The organism is Pseudomonas sp. CCC4.1 (assembly GCF_035019225.1).
In the GTDB taxonomy this organism is placed as follows: Bacteria; Pseudomonadota; Gammaproteobacteria; order Pseudomonadales; family Pseudomonadaceae; genus Aquipseudomonas; species Aquipseudomonas bubulae.
On the sequence record NZ_JASJWL010000007.1, the window covers coordinates 71,682 to 91,507 of the forward strand.

23 protein-coding genes, 1 tRNA gene and 1 pseudogene are annotated in these 19,826 nt (G+C 55.3%); 14 read left to right on the forward strand and 11 right to left on the reverse strand.

What is annotated here, in order from left to right:
* Nucleotides 1-6: 6 nt before the first annotated feature.
* Both QN377_RS04850 and QN377_RS04855 read left to right on the forward strand, forming a co-directional pair.
* Nucleotides 7-312: a hypothetical protein gene (locus QN377_RS04850; RefSeq protein WP_095001975.1), complete on the forward strand. Its 306-nt coding sequence runs from the start codon at nt 7-9 to the stop codon at nt 310-312.
* 159 nt (nt 313-471) lie between these two features.
* Entirely contained in the window at nt 472-780 is a 309-nt protein-coding gene (locus QN377_RS04855) for an I78 family peptidase inhibitor (RefSeq protein ID WP_095001974.1), read from the forward strand.
* Between the two features lie 70 nt (nt 781-850).
* Here the strand turns inward: QN377_RS04855 and QN377_RS04860 are convergent, their stop codons facing one another.
* Both QN377_RS04860 and QN377_RS04865 read right to left on the reverse strand, forming a co-directional pair.
* On the reverse strand, nt 851-1,063 hold the full coding sequence (locus tag QN377_RS04860) for a cold-shock protein (RefSeq protein ID WP_003179963.1): 213 nt from the start codon (nt 1,061-1,063) through the stop codon (nt 851-853).
* Nucleotides 1,064-1,357: 294 nt separating this feature from the next.
* Nucleotides 1,358-1,660, reverse strand: coding sequence for a hypothetical protein (locus tag QN377_RS04865; protein WP_095001973.1), 303 nt, complete (start codon nt 1,658-1,660; stop codon nt 1,358-1,360).
* Nucleotides 1,661-2,022: 362 nt separating this feature from the next.
* On the opposite strand from QN377_RS04865, the gene thrS reads away from it, so the two are divergent.
* The 9 genes from thrS to QN377_RS04910 all read left to right on the forward strand — a co-directional run bounded on the left by thrS (nt 2,023) and on the right by QN377_RS04910 (nt 9,467).
* Nucleotides 2,023-3,945 (forward strand): threonine--tRNA ligase, encoded by a 1,923-nt coding sequence (thrS, locus tag QN377_RS04870; protein WP_095001972.1) that lies wholly within the window; start codon nt 2,023-2,025, stop codon nt 3,943-3,945.
* A complete protein-coding gene (gene infC / locus QN377_RS04875; RefSeq protein WP_169916631.1) occupies nt 3,945-4,496 on the forward strand; it encodes a translation initiation factor IF-3 in 552 nt (183 codons plus the stop codon). The genes thrS and infC overlap by 1 nt, the downstream gene beginning before the upstream one ends.
* A 60-nt stretch (nt 4,497-4,556) precedes the next feature.
* Nucleotides 4,557-4,751 carry a 50S ribosomal protein L35 gene (gene rpmI / locus QN377_RS04880; protein WP_002553160.1) on the forward strand — a complete coding sequence of 65 codons (195 nt, stop codon included), beginning with the start codon at nt 4,557-4,559 and terminating at the stop codon, nt 4,749-4,751.
* A 29-nt stretch (nt 4,752-4,780) separates the two neighbouring features.
* Nucleotides 4,781-5,137, forward strand: a complete 357-nt coding sequence (rplT, locus tag QN377_RS04885; protein WP_003442184.1) for a 50S ribosomal protein L20 — start codon at nt 4,781-4,783, stop codon at nt 5,135-5,137.
* A 109-nt stretch (nt 5,138-5,246) separates the two neighbouring features.
* A complete protein-coding gene (pheS, locus tag QN377_RS04890) occupies nt 5,247-6,263 on the forward strand; it encodes a phenylalanine--tRNA ligase subunit alpha (protein ID WP_095001971.1) in 1,017 nt (338 codons plus the stop codon).
* A gap of 26 nt (nt 6,264-6,289) precedes the next feature.
* Nucleotides 6,290-8,668 carry a phenylalanine--tRNA ligase subunit beta gene (gene pheT / locus QN377_RS04895; protein WP_095020763.1) on the forward strand — a complete coding sequence of 793 codons (2,379 nt, stop codon included), beginning with the start codon at nt 6,290-6,292 and terminating at the stop codon, nt 8,666-8,668.
* A gap of 3 nt (nt 8,669-8,671) precedes the next feature.
* Nucleotides 8,672-8,974, forward strand: a complete 303-nt coding sequence (ihfA, locus tag QN377_RS04900) for an integration host factor subunit alpha (RefSeq protein ID WP_002553164.1) — start codon at nt 8,672-8,674, stop codon at nt 8,972-8,974.
* A complete protein-coding gene (locus tag QN377_RS04905) occupies nt 8,955-9,311 on the forward strand; it encodes a MerR family transcriptional regulator (protein WP_095001969.1) in 357 nt (118 codons plus the stop codon). The genes ihfA and QN377_RS04905 overlap by 20 nt, the downstream gene beginning before the upstream one ends.
* Nucleotides 9,312-9,390: 79 nt before the next feature.
* Nucleotides 9,391-9,467 (forward strand) — tRNA-Pro (locus QN377_RS04910).
* An 83-nt stretch (nt 9,468-9,550) separates the two neighbouring features.
* Here the strand turns inward: QN377_RS04910 and QN377_RS04915 are convergent.
* The 6 genes from QN377_RS04915 to QN377_RS04940 form a co-directional block, all read right to left on the reverse strand.
* Nucleotides 9,551-10,702 carry a tyrosine-type recombinase/integrase gene (locus QN377_RS04915; protein ID WP_322214104.1) on the reverse strand — a complete coding sequence of 384 codons (1,152 nt, stop codon included), beginning with the start codon at nt 10,700-10,702 and terminating at the stop codon, nt 9,551-9,553.
* Complete coding sequence (locus QN377_RS04920; protein ID WP_322214106.1) at nt 10,603-11,019, reverse strand: hypothetical protein; 417 nt, start codon at nt 11,017-11,019, stop codon at nt 10,603-10,605. The genes QN377_RS04915 and QN377_RS04920 overlap by 100 nt, the downstream gene beginning before the upstream one ends.
* A 47-nt stretch (nt 11,020-11,066) precedes the next feature.
* Nucleotides 11,067-13,760: a toprim domain-containing protein gene (locus QN377_RS04925; protein ID WP_322212697.1), complete on the reverse strand. Its 2,694-nt coding sequence runs from the start codon at nt 13,758-13,760 to the stop codon at nt 11,067-11,069.
* A complete protein-coding gene (locus QN377_RS04930; RefSeq protein WP_322212698.1) occupies nt 13,757-13,996 on the reverse strand; it encodes a hypothetical protein in 240 nt (79 codons plus the stop codon). Before QN377_RS04930 ends, QN377_RS04925 begins: the two co-directional genes overlap by 4 nt.
* An 87-nt stretch (nt 13,997-14,083) precedes the next feature.
* Nucleotides 14,084-14,566: a YmfL family putative regulatory protein gene (locus QN377_RS04935; protein WP_322212699.1), complete on the reverse strand. Its 483-nt coding sequence runs from the start codon at nt 14,564-14,566 to the stop codon at nt 14,084-14,086.
* Nucleotides 14,567-14,595: 29 nt separating this feature from the next.
* Nucleotides 14,596-14,796, reverse strand: coding sequence for a DNA-binding protein (locus QN377_RS04940; protein WP_322212701.1), 201 nt, complete (start codon nt 14,794-14,796; stop codon nt 14,596-14,598).
* A 92-nt stretch (nt 14,797-14,888) separates the two neighbouring features.
* Here QN377_RS04940 and QN377_RS04945 point away from each other — a divergent pair, with 92 nt between their 5' ends.
* Nucleotides 14,889-15,236 (forward strand): helix-turn-helix domain-containing protein, encoded by a 348-nt coding sequence (locus tag QN377_RS04945; RefSeq protein WP_322214107.1) that lies wholly within the window; start codon nt 14,889-14,891, stop codon nt 15,234-15,236.
* Nucleotides 15,237-15,337: 101 nt separating this feature from the next.
* The gene (locus QN377_RS04950) at nt 15,338-15,523 is read left to right on the forward strand and encodes a hypothetical protein (protein WP_322212702.1); all 186 of its coding nucleotides are present in this window, start codon (nt 15,338-15,340) and stop codon (nt 15,521-15,523) included.
* 46 nt (nt 15,524-15,569) lie between these two features.
* Here the strand turns inward: QN377_RS04950 and QN377_RS04955 are convergent, their stop codons facing one another.
* From QN377_RS04955 to QN377_RS04965, 3 genes and pseudogenes are all read right to left on the reverse strand, one after another.
* Entirely contained in the window at nt 15,570-15,827 is a 258-nt protein-coding gene (locus tag QN377_RS04955) for an ogr/Delta-like zinc finger family protein (protein ID WP_322212703.1), read from the reverse strand.
* 66 nt (nt 15,828-15,893) lie between these two features.
* Nucleotides 15,894-16,829, reverse strand: a complete 936-nt coding sequence (locus QN377_RS04960; RefSeq protein WP_322212704.1) for a phage portal protein — start codon at nt 16,827-16,829, stop codon at nt 15,894-15,896.
* A pseudogene (locus QN377_RS04965) lies at nt 16,741-18,748 on the reverse strand (terminase large subunit domain-containing protein). The gene QN377_RS04960 and the pseudogene QN377_RS04965 overlap by 89 nt, the downstream one beginning before the upstream one ends.
* Before the next feature lie 163 nt (nt 18,749-18,911).
* Between QN377_RS04965 and QN377_RS04970 the strand changes: the two are divergent.
* Nucleotides 18,912-19,826: a GPO family capsid scaffolding protein gene (locus tag QN377_RS04970; protein WP_322212705.1), complete on the forward strand. Its 915-nt coding sequence runs from the start codon at nt 18,912-18,914 to the stop codon at nt 19,824-19,826.

Here is a 19,826-nt window from a genome sequence, read left to right on the forward strand (position 1 = left end):
CAGGCCATGCAAATTGATCTAAACAACCCTGAGGGCTTTACTCTTGGCGCTGTGCGTCAGTTGCTGGCCTCGGCCAGTGATGATGCCCATACACAGTTGCGCGTGACCAAGACGGGTATCGCTTATATTTCTTCGGGTGTGGTGGGCGGTGTCGATATCGACGGTCTGCTTTTCAGGCTGGAGACCTGGGCGGCAGGTTCTGGCTATGTCGGAAAAGTTGCAGCAAGCGATGAGGTCTGGGTCATGCAGATATTCAATGCCCTCAAGGACAACTGGCCTAATCCGCCGTTCGATTACATTGATGTGTACTGACACCTGAACATATTTGGCAATGATTAGGGGTGCACGGTAAAAGTCGGCTCGGGCACACTTGCCGGTGCTGGCAAATCAGAAGGCGCTGAGAGGCGTCATGCAACCTATGTGCGAAAAAGCTGTCGCAAGGGTTCAGACTATTTATCTTAAGGAGGCTTCATGTCTTGGAAGCTAGTGTCATTGGGTTCGTTGTTGGCGGTCTTGGCACTGTCCGGATGCAGCACCGCAAGTTCGGTCAAGGAGCCTGTCGCCGAGGCGGGGCATAGCCGTTGCGATGCTAAATCAGCAGCATTTGCAGTCGGTCAAAAGGCTTCGGCGCAGCTTCTGGAGCAGGCCCGTATCAAGGCTGGTGCGCAGAACGCGCGTATTTTGATGCCGCATGACGTGATGACGCTTGAGTACCGCTCGGACCGTCTCAATCTCAATGCGGACGACGCTGGCATCATTACCCGGGTTAACTGCGGCTAACCTGGCCTGACATTGCGTCAGGCATAAAAAACCCCGTCACATGGACGGGGTTTTTTTGTTCGCGGGAGATTTACTCCGGACGAACCTGTGCAGCTTGCATACCCTTTTGGCCTTTCTCAGCCACGAAGGAAACGGTCTGGCCTTCTTTCAGGCTTTTGAAACCGTCGCTTTCGATAGCTTTGAAGTGTACGAACAGGTCGTCACCGCCACCTTGAGGAGTGATGAAGCCGAAGCCTTTTTCATCGTTGAACCATTTTACGGTGCCGGTTTGGCGATTAGACATGGTGTATCTCCAAGAAACTTATATTTTCAGTAGTACTGTGCTGCTCAGGCCAACTGGGCACACCGAGGTATCATAGTCGAAATGTGCGCTTTGGGAGCCCCCCTGAGCTACAGATTGCTGCAATGTTAACCCTCGTCTGCTCTTTGAAATGCTCAAGACCCCCGGTTTACGGGGGGTTGAGGGCTAAAGGCTGTTAGAAAAAAAGCAGTCGAGAATCAATATTTTTTACGTGCAAAAGCGTTTTTGACTGTTTTTGCTCTCCTCACGGCTCAATTCGAGCCGTGAGGAGGGTGGTTATTTCTTGGCCCGGCAAGCCTGGATGGCGTCCAGAGCCCGGGTGCGAAGCTCTGCGCTAGGCTGGGTTGTCTTGCTCATCAGCTGTGTGATTTCGGCGCTTGTAAACTTCTCGGACAGCTTGTCCGCACCGCATGCGCAATGCTGTTGGGCCGTTTTTGCGTCAACACTTTGGCTGGCTGCCGCTACGCAGTCCTTCATGTAGTCTTTTTTGGCGCCTGCAGGCCAGTTATCGGCCTGGGCGCTCAGGGGTAGCAGCAGCGCCAGGGGGGCTGCGAAGGCGAGTAAGCGGATCGTGCGCATAAGATGCTCCTTGTAGGCATTAAAACCGAGTGTGTATCACTGAGTATGTGAAAGGTAAGTGGAGCTCAAGTTCACCCTTTTGTAAAAAACCCCGTTTTCTCGCGGATGCGGGGAGGGGTGCGCAACAGGCGTATCCATCTGTGCTAGCATGCCGCCCTGGCTATTTCCTGCATTCGCGTGTTCCTTGAACCGTCATGCAGTGCCATTAACCTTTTTGATTTGAACTCCAGTCACTCTGGTTCGGTTTTAGGTTCGCCGCAAGGCTCCTGCCACTGTGAGGCAGGCATACCACCGAATCGCGTACTGGCTCATCCCAACCCACGTGACCTTTGGTAGGGGTCACCACTAGGAGAGGAGGCGCCATGCCAACTATTACTCTTCCCGACGGCAGTCAACGCTCTTTCGATCATCCAGTTTCTGTAGCCGAGGTTGCCGCTTCAATTGGCGCCGGCCTGGCTAAAGCCACCGTGGCCGGCAAGGTCAACGGCAAGCTGGTGGATGCCTGTGATCTGATTGAAAACGATGCCACCTTGCAAATCATCACGCCCAAGGATGAAGAGGGGCTGGAGATCATTCGTCACTCTTGCGCCCACTTGGTCGGTCATGCGGTGAAGCAGCTGTTCCCGACGGCCAAAATGGTCATCGGGCCGGTCATCGACGAAGGCTTTTACTACGATATCGCCTATGAGCGTCCGTTCACCCCGGATGACATGGCTGCTATCGAACAGCGCATGCAGCAACTGATCGAAAAAGACTACGACGTCATCAAGAAAGTGACGCCGCGTGCCGAAGTGATCGAACTGTTTGCTGCCCGTGGTGAAGACTACAAGCTGCGCCTGATCGAAGACATGCCGGACGAGCAGGCCATGGGCTTGTACTTCCATGAAGAATACGTCGACATGTGCCGCGGTCCTCACGTGCCGAACACGCGTTTCCTCAAATCGTTCAAGCTGACCAAGCTGTCGGGCGCCTACTGGCGTGGCGATGCCAAGAACGAGCAGTTGCAGCGTATCTATGGCACGGCCTGGGCTGACAAAAAGCAGCTGGCGGCCTACGTCCTGCGTATCGAAGAAGCCGAAAAGCGCGATCACCGTAAAATCGGCAAGCGCCTTGGCTTGTTCCACACCCAGGAAGAAGCCCCGGGCATGGTGTTCTGGCACCCGAATGGCTGGACCCTGTACCAGGTACTTGAGCAGTACATGCGCAAAGTACAGCGCGACAATGGCTACCTGGAGATCAAGACTCCTCAGGTCGTTGATCGCAGCCTCTGGGAAAAATCCGGGCACTGGGCCAACTACGCCGAGAACATGTTCACTACCCAGTCGGAAAGCCGCGACTACGCGATCAAGCCGATGAACTGCCCTTGCCATGTGCAAGTGTTCAACCAGGGCCTGAAAAGCTACCGCGAGCTGCCGCTGCGTCTGGCCGAATTCGGTGCCTGTCACCGTAACGAGCCGTCGGGCGCCCTGCACGGCATCATGCGTGTGCGTGGCTTTACCCAGGACGATGCCCACATCTTCTGTACTGAAGAGCAGATGCAGGCCGAGTCGGCTGCCTTTATCAAGCTGACGCTGGATGTCTACGCTGACTTCGGTTTCAAGGACATTGAGCTCAAGCTGTCGACGCGTCCTGAAAAGCGTGTGGGTTCGGATGAGCTGTGGGATCGCGCCGAAAGCGCATTGGCTTCAGCCCTTGATAGCGCTGGCCTGGCGTACGATTTGCAACCGGGCGAAGGTGCCTTCTACGGTCCCAAGATTGAATTTTCTCTGAAAGATTGTCTGGGTCGTGTCTGGCAATGTGGTACCCTGCAGCTCGATTTCAACCTGCCGATCCGTCTTGGCGCAGAATATGTGTCCGAAGACAACAGCCGTAAGCACCCGGTTATGCTGCACCGCGCGATCCTTGGATCGTTCGAACGTTTTGTCGGTATCCTGATCGAACATTACGAAGGCGCATTCCCTGCTTGGCTGGCTCCAACCCAGGCAGTGATCATGAATATCACTGACAAACAGGCAGATTTTGCTGCTGAAGTTGAAAAAACTCTCAATCAGAGCGGATTTCGTGCCAAGTCTGACTTGAGAAATGAAAAGATCGGCTTTAAAATCCGCGAGCATACTTTGCTCAAGGTTCCTTATCTCTTGGTTATCGGAGATCGGGAAGTCGAGATGCAGACTGTCGCTGTGCGTACACGTGAAGGTGCTGACCTGGGCTCGATGCCCGTCGCGCAATTCGCTGAATTCCTCGCACAAGCGGTTTCCCGGCGTGGTCGCCATGATTCGGAGTAATTATTATTAAGCGTGAAATGAGACAAGATAAACGAGCTGCACCGAAAGCCCCGATCAACGAGAATATCTCGGCACGCGAGGTTCGGTTAATTGGGGCTGAAGGCGAGCAGCTTGGGATTGTGTCAATTGAAGACGCGCTTCTTAAAGCTGAAGAGGCCAAACTGGACTTGGTGGAAATTTCCGCTGATGCAGTACCCCCAGTTTGCAAGCTGATGGACTACGGCAAATCTATCTTCGAAAAGAAGAAACAGGTTGCTGCTGCAAAGAAAAACCAGAAACAGATTCAGGTTAAAGAAATCAAGTTTCGTCCAGGGACGGAGGAAGGGGATTACCAGGTAAAACTGCGCAACCTGGTACGTTTCCTGAGTGATGGGGACAGGGCCAAGGTATCGTTACGATTCCGCGGCCGTGAGATGGCCCACCAGGAGCTGGGTATGGAACTGTTGAAGCGGGTTGAAGCTGACCTTGCGGAATACGGTACCGTCGAACAGCATCCTAAGATGGAAGGACGCCAGCTGATCATGGTCATCGCCCCGAAAAAGAAGAAGTAATCAATTGGGCACGGCAGGCCTTCTGATTATGTTTATCAACTGAATGCGGAGTATCCGAACATGCCAAAGATGAAGACTAAAAGTGGTGCTGCTAAGCGGTTTCTGAAAACTGCTAACGGTATCAAGCACAAGCACGCTTTCAAGAGCCACATCCTGACCAAAATGTCGACCAAGCGTAAGCGTCAACTGCGCGGTAGCAGCTTGCTGCATCCGTCTGACGTGGCAAAAGTCGAGCGCATGCTGCGCCTTCGTTAATTTTTGGTTAAGACTAGAGGAAGTAACTCATGGCTCGTGTAAAGCGTGGCGTTGTCGCCCGTAAACGTCACAAAAAAATTCTGAAACTGGCTAAAGGCTACTACGGCGCACGCTCACGCGTATTCCGTGTTGCCAAGCAAGCGGTAATCAAGGCAGGCCAATACGCCTACCGTGACCGTCGTCAGAAAAAACGTCAGTTCCGCGCTCTGTGGATCGCTCGTATCAACGCTGGTGCTCGTATCAACGGTCTGTCTTACAGCCGTTTCATCGCCGGCCTGAAAAAAGCTTCCATCGAGATCGACCGTAAGGTTCTGTCTGATCTGGCAGTGAACGAAAAAGCGGCGTTTGCTGCGATTGTCGAGAAAGCTAAAGCCACTCTGGCTTAAGTACCCCCGACAGTCACTTGGGCTTGCCTGTGTAAGCCCGGGTGCTAAACGTCATAAATAGGGGAAGAGCCTTCAAGCTCTTCCCCTATTTTGTATCTGGAGTCTGTACATGGAAAACCTGGATGCGCTGGTCTCTCAAGCACTAGAGGCTGTGCAAAGCGCTGAAGATATCAATGCCCTGGAGCAAATCCGGGTTCAATACCTTGGCAAAAAGGGTGAATTGACTCAGGTGATGAAGACCCTGGGCAATTTGCCAGCAGAAGAGCGTCCGCAAGTCGGTGCCCTCATCAACGTTGCCAAGGAGCGTGTCACAGAGGTTCTCAATGCGCGCAAGGCGTTGTTTGAAGAGGCCGAACTGGCCGCCAAACTGTCTGCCGAGTCCATTGACGTGACCCTGCCTGGCCGTGGCCAGACCTCTGGCGGTCTGCATCCGGTGACCCGGACTCTGGAACGTATCGAACAGTTCTTTACCCATATTGGCTACGGCATCGCCGAAGGCCCTGAGGTTGAAGACGACTATCACAACTTCGAAGCGCTCAACATCCCGGGCCATCACCCGGCCCGGTCGATGCATGACACCTTCTATTTCAATGCCAACATGTTGTTGCGCACCCATACCTCGCCGGTACAGGTCCGCACCATGGAATCCAAGCAGCCGCCGATCCGCATTGTCTGCCCGGGCCGTGTGTACCGTAGCGACTCGGATATCACCCATTCGCCGATGTTTCACCAGGTCGAAGGCCTGCTGATCGATCGCGATATCAACTTCGCTGACCTGAAAGGGACCATCGAAGAGTTCCTGCGGGTGTTCTTCGAAAAAGAACTGGCCGTGCGTTTCCGTCCGTCCTACTTCCCGTTCACCGAGCCTTCCGCTGAAGTGGATATGGAATGCGTGATGTGCAGCGGTAAAGGCTGTCGTGTCTGCAAGCAGACTGGCTGGCTGGAAGTCATGGGCTGCGGCATGGTTCATCCGAACGTGCTGCGCATGTCCGGGATCGACCCGGAAGAGTTCTCGGGCTTTGCCTTCGGCATGGGCGTTGAGCGTCTGGCCATGCTGCGTTACGGCGTGAACGACTTGCGTCTGTTCTTCGACAACGACTTGCGGTTCCTCGCGCAATTTCGCTAGTCGTAACGAATTCTTAGGAGAGCAGGATGAAATTCAGTGAACAATGGCTGCGTGGTTGGGTAAACCCGCAGGTAGGTCGCGACGAGCTGGTTGCTCGTCTGTCGATGGCCGGTCTTGAGGTCGACAGCGTTACGCCGGCCGCCGGTGTATTCAGTGGCGTGGTTGTGGGCGAGGTGCTGAGCACCGAGCAACACCCTGATGCTGACAAGCTTCGTGTTTGCCAGGTCAGCAATGGTGCCGAGACTTTTCAGGTAGTGTGTGGTGCGCCCAACGTGCGCCCTGGCTTGAAAATCCCGTTCGCCATGATCGGTGCCGAACTGCCGGGTGACTTCAAAATCAAAAAGGCCAAGCTGCGTGGCGTTGAGTCCAACGGCATGCTGTGCTCGCAAGCAGAACTGCAAGTGGGCGAGGGCAATGACGGCCTGATGGAGTTGCCGGCCGATGCACCGGTGGGCGAGGACATCCGCGTCTATCTGGGTCTTGAAGACGCCAGCATTGAAGTCGACCTTACGCCGAACCGTGGCGACTGCCTGTCGCTGGCAGGTCTGGCGCGTGAAGTGGGCGCTCTGTATAACGCCCAGGTGACTCGCCCGGTGGTTGCGCCAGTTGCTGCGGTACACGAGGAAGTGCGTCCGGTTGAAGTGCTGGCACCTGCTGCTTGCCCGCGCTACCTGGGCCGTGTGATCCGCAATGTTGACCTGTCCCGGCCAACGCCGCTGTGGATGGTTGAGCGCCTGCGTCGCGCTGACGTGCGCAGCATCGATGCCGCTGTCGACATTACCAACTATGTCATGCTGGAACTGGGTCAGCCGTTGCACGCGTTCGACCTTGCCGAGATCAATGGCGGCATTCGTGTACGCATGGCTGAAGAAGGCGAGAAGCTGGTACTGCTCGACGGCCAGGAAGTCACCTTGCGCAGCGACACGCTGGTGATTGCAGACCATACCCGCGCTTTGGCCATTGCCGGCGTAATGGGTGGCGAGCACAGCGGTGTGACCGACAAGACCCGCGACATATTCCTTGAAAGCGCTTTCTTTGATCAGATCGCTGTCGCTGGCAAGGCCCGCTCCTACGGCCTGCACACCGATGCTTCGCACCGCTACGAGCGTGGCGTGGACTGGCAACTGGCCCGTGAAGCCATGGAGCGCGCCACTGGCCTGCTGCTGGAAATCACTGGCGGCGAAGCTGGCCCGATCGTTGAAACCGTCAGCGAGCAGTATCTGCCGTCGATTGCACCGATCACCTTGCGTGCAGCGCGTATCAGCCAGATGCTCGGCATGGAAATGGACGCGGCGGAAGTTGAGCGTCTGCTCAGCGCCCTGGGCCTGACCATCACCGCTGAAGGGGCAGGGCAATGGCGCGTAGAAGTGCCAAGCCATCGCTTCGATATCAGCCTGGAAGTTGACCTGATCGAAGAACTGGCGCGCCTGTACGGCTACAACCGCCTGCCGGTCCGTTACCCGCAGGCCCGTCTGGCACCGCAAGCCAAAGCAGAGGCGCGTAGCGACCTGCCGGAGTTGCGTCGTTTGCTGGTCGCTCGTGGTTATCAGGAAGCAATCACCTACAGCTTTATCGACCCGAAACAGTTCGAACTGTTTAGCCCGGGTGTTGAACCGCTGTTGCTGGCCAACCCGATTTCCAACGACATGGCTGCCATGCGTGCCTCGTTGTGGCCCGGCCTGGTCAAGTCGTTGCAGCACAACCTGAACCGTCAGCAAGATCGCGTTCGCCTGTTTGAAAGCGGCCTGCGTTTTGTTGGCCAGCTTGAGGGTCTGAAACAAGAGCCGATGCTGGCGGGTGTTGTTTGCGGCAGTCGTCTGCCTGAAGGCTGGGCTCAAGGTCGTGATGTTGTCGACTTCTTCGACGTCAAGGCTGATGTAGAAGCGGTGCTGGGTTTTGCCGGTGCCCTGGACGCGTTTACCTTCGTGCCGGGCAAACATCCTGCTCTGCATCCGGGCCAGACTGCACGTATCGAGCGTGACGGTCGCGAAGTTGGCTATGTCGGTGCCATCCACCCTGAGCTTTCAAAAAACCTTGGTCTTGACCGTCCAGTGTTTGTTTTTGAACTGGTTCTGGCAGAAGTGGCGGCAGGTAAAATGCCGAAATTCCATGAGTTATCGCGCTTTCCTGAAGTGCGTCGTGACCTGGCGTTGTTGGCCGATCGTGACGTTGCAGCCAGTGCTGTGCTGGATGTAATTCGTGAAAATGCAGGCGAATGGCTGACAGACCTAAGGTTATTTGATGTTTACCAGGGTAAAGGCATTGATCCGCATAGAAAAAGCCTTGCAGTTGGCTTGACCTGGCAGCATCCATCGCGCACTCTTAATGACGATGAGGTGAACGCCGCAACGCAAAATATCCTCACCTCGCTTGAACAAAGGTTGAACGCCACGCTAAGGAAGTGACGTATGGGGGCTCTGACAAAAGCTGAGATGGCGGAACGTCTTTACGAAGAGTTGGGCCTGAATAAACGCGAGGCCAAAGAATTGGTCGAGCTGTTTTTTGAAGAAATCAGGCACGCTCTTGAAGACAACGAGCAGGTCAAACTGTCAGGTTTTGGCAATTTTGATCTGCGTGACAAGCGACAGCGGCCTGGCCGCAATCCGAAAACGGGAGAAGAAATCCCGATCACGGCTCGCCGTGTAGTCACTTTTCGTCCAGGGCAGAAGTTGAAGGCCCGAGTAGAGGCTTATGCTGGAACCAAGTCATAACGACGAGCTCCCGCCGATCCCAGGCAAACGCTACTTCGCCATAGGCGAAGTCAGCGAGCTGTGCGGTGTAAAGCCGCATGTGCTGCGCTACTGGGAGCAAGAATTCCCTCAGCTCAACCCCGTAAAACGTCGCGGAAACCGCCGGTATTATCAGCGCCAAGATGTGCTGATGATCCGGCAGATTCGTGCGCTGCTTTATGACCAGGGTTTCACCATTGGAGGTGCGCGCTTGCGGCTTTCCGGTGATGAAGCCAAAGATGACACCACGCAATACAAGCAGCTGATCCGCCAAACGATCTCCGAATTGGAGGATGTCTTGCTGGTACTGAAGAAATAACCGAGGCATTTAAAATACTTTCGTATTTCAAAAGCTTAAGGTATATTTCTCAACGTTCTAGCAAGTTGTAACGCCTAGTCGGGGCGTAGCGCAGTCCGGTAGCGCACTAGCATGGGGTGCTAGGGGTCGAGTGTTCGAATCACTCCGTCCCGACCATATTATTCAATGACTTAGCCACCTTTTGGGTGGCTTTTTCATTTCTACCCTAGTGACTTTTCGAGTGACCTTGGGTTTTCCTGTTATCCCTGCCTCCTCTTCAGGATCGTCAGCGCTGGTGCGCGTGAGTCGGTTACTGATACCTTGTTTGCAGCCTCAATTAGTTGGTCCAGCTCTGCCGCTGAGTAATGACTGGTGATGCTGCCGTTCTTATGGCCGAGCAAAGCTTTGCGATCCTCCTCAGTCACGCCTGCTGCACGCAGCCTTCTGCCAAAGGTGTGCTTCAGGTCGTGAATGCGGATCCGGGCGAAACCATCATGTGCCGGCCGCAAATACTTCTCCTGCCATTTTTTCGCCGCCCTGACCCTGGCCTTCTTCCAGGCTGAGTCATTCATGCGGTGAACCATTGTTTCGTCCCCGTCGCCGTCTGGCTTGCCGAAAGGGAAGACGTACAGCTTGTGCTGGCCTCGCTGCTTCTCAATGACCGACTTGGCCACTGTGTTGAGAATCACCAGGCGCTCGTCCCGGTTCTTCACGCCAGACCTTGCGCTTCGCCCGCCGAACCCGGCCGGAATCAAAAACACCATGGTATCCAGCTCCGGTACCGCTATCTCCCAATCCCATTGAAGTTTGCAAACCTCCTGCTCCCGACACCCCGTATTGACCTTGAACATGGCCATGGTCTGGAGGTGTGCCGGCAGCTCAGCGAACAAGATCGATTGTTCTTCCCAAGAAAGCGGGTAGGGCTTGCGGCAGTTCGTCTTCTCATCCAGTAGCGAGATCATCGGTACCACATCTATCCACGCCCGACGTTCATCATCTCTCCACTTTCTGGCACATAGATTCAAAACCCGGATCACTCGCTGAAGGGCGATGTTCACTGTCCGATTAGTTACTGGCTTGCCCATTGCCGGATTCAGCTTCGAGCTGATGTAGGGAGCCAAGGCGTCATCATCGACGTGTGTGATTGGCATATCCCCAATGAACGGATCCAGCTGTGCCATGTACGTTGCCGAAATATGGATCGATGCCTGATCCTTCACCTCAAGCAGGAAGCGAGTTGCCGCTTCCCGCCAAGTCCTCACCTTTCTGATCCCGTACACCTTCTCCTTTCGGCGCTGTTCCAAGAGATAGATCAGGTACTGCTCCGCTTCGGCGCGGTCACGAGTGCCAGTGCTCTCTTGAATTCGTTCACCTCGGTACTTCTTGTCGATCTTCCAGATGCCGCTCGGCATTTGCTGGAGCCCGGTGATTGCTTTTTGTGCCATTGCGTATCTCCTTTGGATCCGCCCTGGCGCTCGCTGCGGGGCCGATTGTTGTCCTGATTGGCTGCTTTTTCAATCGCCATGGCCTGGATGTAAGCGTCGGCCCACGCGTCAAGTTCCAGTCGGTCGAAGCCGACACCCTGTTTTCCGATTGGGAATTCCCGAACATGAGGCCGGACTGTTTTGTTGAATTCGTCCCGGCACATGCCGAGATAGCCGTATGCCACTCCAGCGCGAATAAAGCGCGGGAGGATGGGTGCGACTTGAGCTGCGCTTCGATTGGCCATAACTTTTTCCATACCGTTCGTGGCGGCAGAAGTTGGGGAGGGTGGTTTTAGGCTGTCTGGAACATCCAGCACCGCACGGTTTTCGCTTTGTTGGCGGCGTCGACATCCCATGCCGAGCAAACATTTCTGTTCGTCTCTATGAACTTGGGGCACTTGCTTGTTTTGAGGTGGCGCTTCAGTTCTGTGAGATCCGGCACTTTTTGGCGCTTCTCTGCGGCTTCCTTGGCAAAGTCATTGAGGTTCACAGCAATCAGGCCGTCATTACGGGAGTGGTTGAGTCCGCCTGCTGCGCTGTTCAAGTACTCGTACAGTTCCCAAAACTCGACGACGATCGGATGGTCAGCGTTGATTGCCAGCTGACGTTCCTTGGCCATGCTCTGGATCTCGGTATGGGCCGCGTCTACCTGGTGCTTTTTCAACGGGATAACGTGAACCAGGGCATCTATCAAAGCGTGTAACTGAGCATGGTTTTTTGCGATCCGGACGGTGCGGATCTCCGGCAGAGCCAGCAGCTTTTGTTCGTAGACCGGCACTTGTTCACGGACGGTCTGCATCACGATGTTTTCTTTCATCGTTGCTTTGATCAGGAACCCGCTCACGCGGTCGACCGGCATGCGCTCCAGCTTTTCCACCAACAATTTGGTCTGTGGTGTCTGCCCGTCCTTTGTCATGGCGATATGTACCAGTCGCTGCAGGATGGGTTCGGAGGCATTCACAGCATGGTTCTGGCCGATGACTACAGCTCCACGGAATGGGGGTTCACGGGTATCGTTTCCGTTGTTCTTTACGCCAGTAGAGCGAACGCTCCGGCCGTTGTACGCGGTCTTGAGTTCGTCCCAGTCGTATTGCTTGGTCTGGCTGCCGTCGGTTTTTTCTCGCTCCGACTCGATGAGTACCACCGGCAGGTTGCCGACCTGGGCGAAGTTCCGCGCCCGAGCGACCGGGGTGCCTTTGGTGGGGTCAAAGCCCTCATAGTCGATACGGCCGCACATTTTCCACAGGAACTCGATCAGCGTGGACTTACCTGCGCCGGGCTCACCGATGATTTCCATGAAGGGGTAGCTTTTTTGGTGCTGGCGGATCTGTTCAGCAAACAGTGACCCGAACCAGAATGCGAGTGCGACCAGACCTTTGGCGCCGAAGCACTCCCAGATGATGTCCAGCCATTCTGTGTCGAACTTTTCCAAGTCTGTGTTCAGATTGAGAATGACCGACTGGCTCAGGGTCTTGATGCTCAGTCGATCCATATCGAAGAAGTCTTCTTCGTTCAGTTTGAACATCTTGCCGTCGCGTACCGCCACGTCGCCGTAGATGTACGCGCCGTGCTCACGGGTGTAGCCGGTGAAGTCGATGGTCTGTACGGTTTTGAGGGCGTCAGTTTGCTCCTCGATGAAGGCATCGAGCTGCTGGGTGGTACCGGTGAACATCCCGCCCGGGGCAATTCCAAGCAGACGCTTTTTGAACTCAGCGGACGAGGAGATCTGCGAACTGGTGAAGGTGTTCTTGATCGGTGCCGCGTCGTGAGCAAACGTGATCCGGAAGTAGTACCAGGACTCGTCGGTGAGTTTGTTTTCCTGGTAGTACAGAGCCTTCGGGTTACAGGTGGCGATGCGCTGCAGCGCGCCGCACTGCTGCATGGCCTTGGAACGCATCTGTTTGTTGTTCAGCTGCTGGTCATCGTGGTGGTCGCTGTCCTCGAGCTCCTGGATCGCCTTGTTGTACTTCTCCAGGTCGAGCTTGAACCAGTACAGACGATTGCCGAACTCCAAGTGGAATTCGCTGCGGCGCTTCCAGTCGAACATCACCAGGGCCTTCTCGGTAGCGTTCTCAGCGATCAGCAGGGCGCCATGATGTCGTGCAGCGATGATGTCTTTGTCGACCTGAGCATCACGCTTTTCGCCTTCGTCCAGGAATTGCCAACGCTGGTGCAGATCGTTCCAGTCGACCTTTCTGTTATCCCGCTGGGGGATCTGGGCTGCTTCGCAGGTGAAGCCCAGTTCACGGGCCATACGGACCCAACGTTTGGTGTAAGCGTGTGCACCTGGTTCATTATCGAGCGCCCAAACCAGCTTTGGCAGGTTGCCTGCGCGAGCTGCCACCAAGGCTTGCAGAGAGTCGGCCGGGAAGGCGTTTGATGACATTGCCGACACGGCGGCAATGTTGTGGTGAACTAGGGCAAGCGCGTCGAAGATCCCCTCGACAATCCAGATCTCCTTCGCCTCGAGTACGTCGACACACGGCGGACACCACCACACTCCTTTGTAGGACTCCCCCGGTTTGAAGCGGGCCTTCATCTTACCGAAGCGCGCAGGTCGATCGATCAGGCGTTCCCAATATCCCCCTTTCTCCAGGGTGAAGCGTACCGTCGCACTGCCAGCATCGTGCTGGGCCGAGTAGTACGTATCCTGTGTAAACCAACCTCCAATCAGTGAAATATCGAAGCCGCGGGCAAACTCAAGATATGCACGCGCAGTCGCTGTGGGGGCGTTCTCAGTGGCGGGAACTCGCTTGCTCCAATCTTCAAAGAGGTCGTCGTAGATCTCTTTTACGTGCACCGTGTGGCCGCACTTTTCCTGACGACCACAGATGAGCTGCCACGGACTATCGAATCGGGTGTATAGCTCTTTTTTGTTGCACTTGGGACAAGTCCCACCTCGCATGTAGTTGGTGGGGGCACGGTGTTTAAGTCCGAATTCGGACTCTATGCGCTGCAGGACGTCGTGACGGAGATCGTCTCTCATGATTGCTTCACTGCTTTAAGGCTGAGGGATAGGGCGGCCAGCAGGCTTATCTGGGCTGCCATCACCGGGAATTTTTCGAGGATCCGCTCGTGTCGTACTATCTCTGGGACGTAGCGATATTCGTCTGCGTACCAGTGTTCATTCAGGCTCATCAGGTACTGCGCACGCACGGCAGCCCGTAGCGCTCTTGCCTGGTCAGGCGGCATTTGGGTGGTGACAATCACGGCGCTTCCCATAGTGAAACCTCGAATTTGGACGCAGCTCACCCAAACCCACGGGGTGTGGGACAGGCGTTTTGTTGGGTTGGTGGTGCTACTGGACTGTTAAGAAACGAAGGATGTCCGACGCTTTGCATGCAGCTGGAGAACTGCCATAACTTCCGCATGCCTGGCAGCCATGTGTAGGCTTTCAGCTTTATGGATAGCGTCTGCTTCGTCTTGATCTATCACACCGTCCTCAAGAGCTTGGGCGATGATTTGGTCCACTGTCCCGCGCTTAGCGGCTGTATTCACACACATGGTGTACAGCTCAACATTGTCGAGTGAGTCCGGATTTGCCACTGGGACGAACATACCTCCGTACATGGCTGCGACGTACTCAGGGTAATGAGTCGTTCCTGTTACCAACTCCAGTTGATAAACCTGTTCAGCAGTTAATGGACTGCTTTTGTTGTTCTCGTAGGCATGGTTTTCAAACTTCTTTTGTTTCATGCCGAGTAGATCTGACGCGAATTTACAGCCACCGGGCAAAGACCGAATCAGCTCACTGGCCACATCCCTACGAGTTTTTAGAACGACGTTTTTCATCTTCTGTTTTTCCCTTTGAGCCTTTGCCATTACTGTTCGATCACGCCGTCTTTGATACCGAGTAGTACGGCGGCGCGATGTGCCTCCCCACGGCGACCTTTGATCCGACCGTTCAATAGGTCGCTGACTAAATTTTTGTTCAGGCCGTATTTGCGGCTGAATTCCGCAATGCTTATTCCTCTGCGATCCAGATCAGCGCGGGCTTGCTCGGGCGTAACAGTGGCGGGCATAGTGGTCACTCTGTTCGTTTGTGGTTGTTTGCGTTTGTCTGTGGTGATTCTTGGTCAAAAAAATGATCAAGTCAATGGTGGTGAATAAAAAAATGCTCATAGCAGATCAAGTAGGTGAACGCCTGAGGGAAGAGCGCGAGCGCTTGGGATTAAATCAAACAGAGTTTGGAGCGCTTCTTGGGGTGAGTCGGGGGACTCAAAAAAACTACGAGTTGGGGGCGAACTCGATCGACCTTCGCTATGTGGCAGCACTTGAAGAATGCGGTGTCGATGCGGGATTTGTGCTGACAGGCCAGCGTTCCACGCCGCTCGGGCAAATGTTTACTCCAGAAGAAGAGAAGTTGATCAAGCAATACAGAAGCATCGCGCCAGGGGACCAAGAAGCGATTCGTCGATTCCTCAAAGCCATGGCGGACGATGCCGATCGACAGCGGAATTAGCTTGTAACAAAGCATGTACGACATTCGTCGCGCCCTTGTTCTAAAGCCAGATTCCGCCCCGATAACGTCGATTCAGCAATGCACTTTATGGAGTAGTTAGCATGTTGGATCGCACGAAAGACGAACTGGGCAATGTCGGTACCACCGAGTTCGAATGGATTGGCTTGACCAAAATTGAACGTCGGCTGATTCGGCTGTACCGTCTGCTGAGTGAAAAGGAACAGGTTCATCTCCGGCGGATGTCCGAAGTATTAGCTACTCACCCTGAAGAACCGTTCAGCAACTGATGATCCAACCCATCTAATCGATCGCCGACAATTTTGAGTCGGCGGTTTACGCCGTAGGCTGTGCCCCTAGTTGCTCAAACAATTCACGCTGTTGTGCTTTTGGCAAACTCTTAAAACGGTCGATCAACACCCTGTCGAAGGTCTGAGCCGATGGGCTCACCGTATGAGAAAACGTCAGGTGCGCCACCCAGCTGTGCGCGCAATCAACGTTCAAGCACAGGCACCTAAGCGTGACAAAGTCCGGTGAGTGCATGTCGCTATCTCGAATCAACCCCTTGTGCCCGCATTTGCATGTAACTCGCATTGGTGTCCCTCCCCAGGGCATTCAATAGCCACCATTTTGCCATATTTTGTAGGGGTAATCTCTTTGCTATGCTTTTTTAGTAGCTGCTTCAACTGGCTCTTTGCGTTCTTTCCAGTTGATTCTCCTGTCTTCGCGAAGTGAGTCATTCAACTGGTTGAACAGCTGGCAGATAGGCAGGATCTCGTTGCTGGTGTACACCCGATCTATCTTTTCGATGTCGCCAAAGCCCGCGCTGTTTTCCGGGATGATGCCGGCCAGTGCGGGGTTCATTCGCCAGGCGGCGATCACGTCGTTGCGGGTGATGTTCTTGACCTTCTCCAGCTCGTCCTTGGCTTGGAAATCACCCACCGGAATGATCTGAACAGCCTTCTCAGCACCACCTGGGATGTTCAGAAACAGCGAGCGGAAGTTGCCTACGCCTTTGCTGCCTGAGATCTGCTCTCGCAAATTCTCCTCGTCCTTCTCCGTCAAGTTCGGATCGTTGGTATAGAAGACATAGCCCGCATGGGCACCGTTGGCGTAGTAGCGCCGGCGGAAGAGGGTGGCGGCTTCGTTGAGCAACAGCGCCTGCATGCCGCCGAGGTAATCCGGCACACCATAAATATCCTGCTCGACGTCGTAGTCCATGACGTGCTCGATCTCGTCCCGATCAAACTCCATCTCTTTTCCGTCCGGCAGCAACATCACATACCCGCCGTCGACCTTTACCCGCATGTTGATTGCGGGGAGGTGTTCCAGCTCCAGGATCTGGCCGAGCATGTTTGGCTTGCGATACAGGTACGCCTCGCCAAACACCACGAAGTCGAGACCGGCGCGGCCCATGGTGGCCACGCTGCAGCCCTGGGATGGGATGAACTCACGTAGCAACAGGTTGCGTTTGAATTTAGGAATCGCGCCATGGTGTGCATTGGCCCTAAGCAGTTTGGCCAGACCCTGACGTGACACCGGCGGCTTGTACAAACGACCGTCCTCCGAGGCGAATACGCCCAGGTAGTCGCCCATGTTGCGGACAAGAACCTGTTCGGGATCTCCGAATGCGAATGCGCGCGTCGGTTGCTTGGGTTGAGTCGGTTGGTCTTTGACTGTTCGCTTCGTCATGGTGGCCTTTAGTTGCTGAACACGTAGCGGCTACGTTGTTTTTTGTCGGTGTTGAGGGGTTCGTTGGCCAGGGCGTGCATGATTGCCCAGGCGATATCGGCGTGACCGGTGGCGTCCGTGCGCGATGCGCTGTAAGTGATCTGCCCGCTGCCCGTGGCCCCGCGCTTGATCGTTAGGAAAGCCTGGGCGATATCGTTCCAGCCGGCGTCCCACTCAATGCGGCTGCCGACGATAGTGTCCTGCGCCTTGAGCACAAGGCTGTTCTTGGTCTCCAGGCTGTAATGGATCGAGGTCGCACGCGGGTAGAAGTCGCGCACGATGTCGAACACGCCATAACCGATGCCCGTGGTGTCGATGCCAATGTGCTGGACGTTGAAGCGCTTCGTGAGCCGCTCGACCTGATCGCCCTGGTACTTGAACGACTGCCCACGCCAGCTGTGCTTTTCCAGGATCCGGAACTTCCCTTCGGGCTCAAGTGGCGGCGCGATGACCACGCACGTTGCATCGTCTCGGGTTCGGCTTGGGTCGTAGCCGATCCAGACAGGGCTGTTGCCGAATGGTCGCGGATCGTCTGCGTCGTAGTCAGTCCACAGCGACAGATCGGAATAACAACGCTCCAGGTCTGCCAGGTGGAACACGCTCTGGGTGCTGTCGATGAATTTGCACATGAACAGCTGTTCGAACTTGTCATCGTCGTACTCCAGCTTCAACTGTTCGAGGTCGAACAGATCACAGCCGCCGGCGATCGCATCCAGGATTGTGATGACCTTGCGCCACTGGCCGTCCGGGCAAAGGACGCCAGCAGCAAGCTGCTTTTCGCTCGGCCATGGCTCTTTGGCGGTTTTCTTCTTGCTGTTGCGGAATTTCTCGCCGGTCCAGAACGGATAGGCCTGGTGTGACACCGCGCTGGGCGTCGAAAAATAGGTTTTGCGCCACTTCTTATGGGTCGCCATGGCGCTGGCCACGGTGTTCAGTTTCTCGAAATCCCTGATCCAGAAGTATTCGTCGACGTAGACATGGCCATGGTGGCCCTGGGCGGTGCTGCTGTTGGTGCTGAGAAAGCGCAGTTCAGCCCACGGTTTGCCGTCCTTGCTGAGTACGATCGGGTTGCCGGTCAGCTCCAGGCCAAACCATGCCTGGGCAAACGAGATGATGTAGCTACGGAAAATCTCGGACTGGGCGCGACTGGCCGACAGGAATATCTGGTTGTCGCCGGTTAGCACAGCGTCCATGAACGCTTCGCCGGCGAAGTAGTAGGTCAGGCCCACCTGGCGACTTTTCAGGATGTCGCGGATCCGCGCCGTCAGCGGGTTGATTTTGGCGGCGTATAGCTCTTTCTGATAGCCGTACATCTTGCTGATGAACTTGTCGAGAAAGTCCACCTCCGTCAGGCCGCTGACGTCGTTCTTCACCTTTTTCTCGCGCTTCTTCCCGGCCTTGTCGTCTCGATCGCTCCGATCCTTTCGCTCGCTGCGCCGCTCGTCACGACGGTGGCCACCGTCCTCTTGTGGATCATTCGTCTGCATCGGTGCGGGCTTGGCGCATTGCTTGGCCAGGCGTTCGCGAATGGTGGTGAGGTGCGTCAGTTCGTCCAGATCGCCCTTCGTCAGGCTGCCGGGTTTATCCAGAAGCAGGGTGATGCGCCGGCTGACGGCGGTGAGCGGTTCTTCGTCCGACAGCATGTCGTCCCACTCACCCTGGCGGATCCAGTAGTAAATGATCCGGATGTTGGGCAGGGATAACTGCGCCTGAATTTCACGCGGCTTGCAGCGGCGTAAATAGAGGCGTTTGGCTGCTTCTTTTAATTCGGGGGCGTATGGCATAGGCCGCAGTCTATGCGGCGAAAACGCACGAAACGTGGGTGTGATTTCTGCTTTCTGCGTAGATATAGATTCTACAGTTAACCCTGAATCGAACCGTTTGTTTGGCAGTCTTCCGGTGCATATCGTGGCGGCTCAAATCACCGATTGAGCGCAGTTAACGCCCATGCCCCGTTCCCTTGTTTCGTTCTGGAAACGTGTCGCCACCAGCGGCCCGACCGTTGATGGTCGAGTAATCCTTCCCCAGGAACTGCGTGACATCGCTGAGACGTACAGCATCGCTACATATACAGCGTCGATCTGGTCCGAGCATGAACGCTGGTCAGGCGCTCACGGAACCGTATTTGCCGTGCGCCTGGTTGAGGACGCCGATGATTTGCCTCCTGGCCAAGTAGCGCTGGAAGCCCAACTGAAGCCAAACCAGAGACTGCTTTATCTCAATGACCAGGGTGAAAAACTGTTCACCAGCATTGAGGTTACTCCGGATTTTGCCAACACCGGCAAAGCCTATCTGACCGGTCTGGCCGTGACCGATTCGCCGGCAAGCCTGGGCACTCAGGAACTCTACTTCTCCCGACAGACCGGTAAGCCTGTGCATTACGCCGCTGCAGTGCCTCTCGGCGCGCTGAAAGAAGAAGAGCCAACCGGCGAAATGGGCAAGGTCTTCAGCATGTTCAGCAAACTGCTCAAACGCTTCGGTATTGACGAAGTGCCTGACGACTCCTCCCCGACAACTACCGAAGAGAACAACGAAATGGATGAAACCACCGGCACGGCCCTCAAGGCCTTGCGCGATCAACTCCTGATCATCGTCGCAGGGCTGGACTCTGTGATCGAGGTTGCTGCCGCCGAAGCGCCTGAGCCCGACGATGCGCTGATCGAAGTCGTGCAGGAGGCTGTCGATGATGTAGTGACCAGCGCCGAAACCGAGTTCAAGAGCAAAAAACAGGGCAAGGCAAATAAGACCTTGGCCAACCAATTTGCAGCACTGACTAAGGAGTTCAACGATATGAAGAACACCTCAGCTGGTCGCTCACTGCCGAAGACTACCGGCGCCGACACTAAGAAGCGGGTGCTCTAA